4 protein-coding genes are annotated in these 2,962 nt (G+C 41.9%); 1 reads left to right on the top strand and 3 read right to left on the bottom strand.

All coding sequences use genetic code 11. The annotated features are described in order from the left end of the window. Nucleotides 1–139 precede the first annotated feature (139 nt). Both ACFIKR_RS09105 and ACFIKR_RS09100 read right to left on the bottom strand, forming a co-directional pair. Nucleotides 140–1,468 (bottom strand): PBSX family phage terminase large subunit, encoded by a 1,329-nt coding sequence (locus ACFIKR_RS09105; protein ID WP_375659619.1) that lies wholly within the window; start codon nucleotides 1,466–1,468, stop codon nucleotides 140–142. Then, nucleotides 1,449–1,781, bottom strand: a complete 333-nt coding sequence (locus tag ACFIKR_RS09100) for a hypothetical protein (RefSeq protein ID WP_375659618.1) — start codon at nucleotides 1,779–1,781, stop codon at nucleotides 1,449–1,451. The genes ACFIKR_RS09105 and ACFIKR_RS09100 overlap by 20 nt, the downstream gene beginning before the upstream one ends. A gap of 212 nt (nucleotides 1,782–1,993) precedes the next feature. Here ACFIKR_RS09100 and ACFIKR_RS09095 point away from each other — a divergent pair, with 212 nt between their 5' ends. After that, nucleotides 1,994–2,536, top strand: coding sequence for a hypothetical protein (locus ACFIKR_RS09095; protein WP_375627049.1), 543 nt, complete (start codon nucleotides 1,994–1,996; stop codon nucleotides 2,534–2,536). On the opposite strand, the gene ACFIKR_RS09090 is transcribed toward ACFIKR_RS09095, so the two are convergent. After that, a partial coding sequence (locus tag ACFIKR_RS09090; RefSeq protein WP_375659617.1) for a hypothetical protein occupies nucleotides 2,495–2,962 on the bottom strand: 468 nt, incomplete at its 5' end. The genes ACFIKR_RS09095 and ACFIKR_RS09090 overlap by 42 nt on opposite strands.

Below are 2,962 nucleotides of genomic sequence, written 5' to 3'. Positions count from 1 at the left end.
AAATCCTCCCGCGCATGTTCACGCCATTTGTTCACATGCTCCACATCTTCTTTGTACCAGCTCACAAGCTTACGAAATAAGCCTTCTGTCGACAGATCTGATGCTTTACTTTCTTTGTCTAAATGCTCTTCATCATACATCATTCTGCCATCCATGACGTGCTCTCATATTCCGTTCTGCCGCTATAAGCTGGTCGCTTTTGTATTTCTTTTGGTAGTTTGTATGAAATACACATCAGTCCAAAGGCATCTGCCCCATGACTGGACCAATCGTGCTCTGCTCCCAAGCCAATATTGCGCTTCTCATCCCATTTCTCGTGATACCAGTTCAGTGCCTTGCGCCCTGCTACCGTCGTCTTCTCATTAAACCAAACAGAAGGCAAAACACGGCGGACTGTTTCTATACGTATTTTAACAGCCCCTGCTCCCTGATTAGGGATAACTTTTGTTTGAAAGCCTGCCTGTTTAAGAGCACTCTCAAAACTCACATTGTGCACACGGTCTCTGGTCGCACCATCATGGGGCAAAACCATCAATGCCTTCTCATAACCATTTTGACGTAACCAGCCTATATGTTCCGATAAAGGCTGTCCCTGTGCTTCGTAATAATTAAGCACTCTGATCTCTCTACCAACAAATTGCGCTATCCATATCGCTGTGGCATCTGCCTTAGCACCCGTGCCCCCAATATCCCAAAAGGCGCGTATCTGCATCAAGGGGTCACGAGCAACACGCCCTATCCGCCCCTCTTGCTCGGCTGCCAACATTTCCTTTTGATAATAAGCGCCTTGAACCGCTGTCAGATAAGCCCCTTCCCATATATGCTTATAGGTCTCTGGACGGTTTCTCAGATCATCCAACCGCGCTTCATTCAAAATCTTCGGAAACTTCGGATTGTCTGACCAGTTGATCTCCACACGCTTAATTGCCTCATTGTCTGAAAAGCGAAACCGCTTCTCAACGGGGGCATTCTCACGCAACGGGTTCCATGTCACCCATAACTCTGCTCTCCACCCCTCTCCCTCTTCACGCAAAGTCGGTATAAGCGTTTGCCAAGCCGTCTCTGTCACCGGCTCCGCCTCATCAACCCAACAAAGCAAAATACGCCCCATAGACTTGATACTGGCTATATTGCGGTCCAGACCAGAAAACTGAAAGGCTATACGACCATCAATCGACTTAATCGAAGATTCCCCAACCTTGTAATAGTCCTTTAAAAAGTCATGCGCTTCAATGGCGCGTTTAATCTCCTCCAATGAACTTTCTGCTAGCGAGTTTTGAAACTGCCGTGCACAAAGTATAGTTCCTGATATCCCTTCCCTACCAAATTGATAGCCTTTTAAAGCAGCCATCAAAGCAAATGATCTTGTTTTCCCAGACCCTCGTCCACCCCAAGCCGCTCGTACCAAAGCATCCCCTGCAAAAATAGGAATGAGTTTTGGTACAATATTAATCTGTCGTGTCGTCATTCACTAAAGGCGCGATTTCTACACGCGTTATCACCTTAACGGCTCCCCCATCTTCCCCTGTCACTTGCAAAGGCAACACCTTACCAAGCAACGCTAAATAAGCAGCGGGGCATTCCATAGCCTGCTTTTCCAAATAAGAGATCAAACCATCCTTGCCAATTTTATTCCCAGCATTCTCAGCAGCCTTAACCACTGCTTCTTTTAAAATGCGCGTCATCTTATTCGGAACGCCTTTGACACGCCCTTGACCTGCCTTTGGTGGTATACGCTTTTTAATCGGTTGTGGAGCCTGCTGTGTATTTTCTGATGTCATAAAATACGCCCTCCAAATAATAAAAAACCCCGCATTTGCGGGGATTCCAAACTGCACTGCCTCTCATCTAGACACAATACGCCTAAGTACAGCAATGTCATTAAATACGATTTGCAACACTTTGTCAACATAAAAATAACACATATTGATATATTCAAAGGGAATCGGTTAAGCAGTGTTCTAAACAGTGGATCGTCAAAAAAGAGAAGATAATGATTATAGAAAATTTATGCTTTATTGGAGTTTTGATAGCATTGTTTTTATTAATGCTATTCAATGCAATACATGCCATTAAAAAAGCAGGAAAAAAAGGGAAAGAAATAGTTGCATACTGCACTGTACTATTTTTACCAACGTTTGTTCCATGGATTCCTACACTTATAATATTTAATTCTAACCTTATAGGAAATGATCTACAAGAAAAAGTGGCTGCTCTATTGCTAGCTATATCTGCCGTGAGTTTTATCATATCATGTATAATGATAAAAACAATACGTGAAGATGGTCTACAAGATAACATTAAAGACATAGCTTTAATAACTTGTGGAATACCACTTCTAATTTGTGGTTTCATTGGTGGTATAATTGCACTTTTTATGTGGAATATAACAATAGGGATAATAATTTTAGGGTTATTAGTTTTAATCGGTATAGGTATAAAAGAAAGTTTGAGAGTGATTTTGGGAATAATTGGAGTAATATTGGGGTTAATACTAACGATAGCGTTGATCAAGTTTATTTGGAAAATTGTCTAATGAAAAGTACTTATAAAGCACATTAAGAGTAACGCGTAATGAATTCACAAGATGTGGTAACATTTGATCTTCTATCACGAGGTACTGTAGTGCTGCATGAAGATTATACTGTCTATAGAGGCATTGTGCTTCTTTTAGTGCCTCTTGCATATTGAAAAACTGCTCTGTAGCAAATTCTACCCATTTGTCTCTTGCCTTATCATCTGATGATGAGGGCATCTCATCATAAACAGCACTTGGAAAGCCTTTTGCACAAAGGTAATCGTTTCTGATCTGTAGATATTGTTGCGCGGCGTCATATTGTTCTTGTGTAAGCACACCTTGCAAACAAAGTCGCCCTATGTAAGTACCAGAAAGTGGATTTTTTGCCTCTTGTAGCGTTAAACCGAAGCGCTTTGCACGCATTTCTATTGCCAATTTATCAAC

The organism is Bartonella sp. MR30HLJHH (assembly GCF_042194195.1).
Taxonomy (GTDB): domain Bacteria; phylum Pseudomonadota; class Alphaproteobacteria; order Rhizobiales; family Rhizobiaceae; genus Bartonella; species Bartonella grahamii.
The sequence above is the reverse complement of the archived record's forward strand: the minus strand, read 5'-3'. Positions and strand labels throughout refer to the sequence as shown.

What these genes read in the sequence shown, in the direction of transcription:
- ACFIKR_RS09105 (WP_375659619.1), bottom strand. Translation starts at nt 1,468, where the DNA reads ATGACGACACGACAGATTAATATTGTACCAAAACTCATTCCTATTTTT.
- ACFIKR_RS09100 (WP_375659618.1), bottom strand. Translation starts at nt 1,781, where the DNA reads ATGACATCAGAAAATACACAGCAGGCTCCACAACCGATTAAAAAGCGT.
- ACFIKR_RS09095 (WP_375627049.1), top strand. Translation starts at nt 1,994, where the DNA reads ATGATTATAGAAAATTTATGCTTTATTGGAGTTTTGATAGCATTGTTT.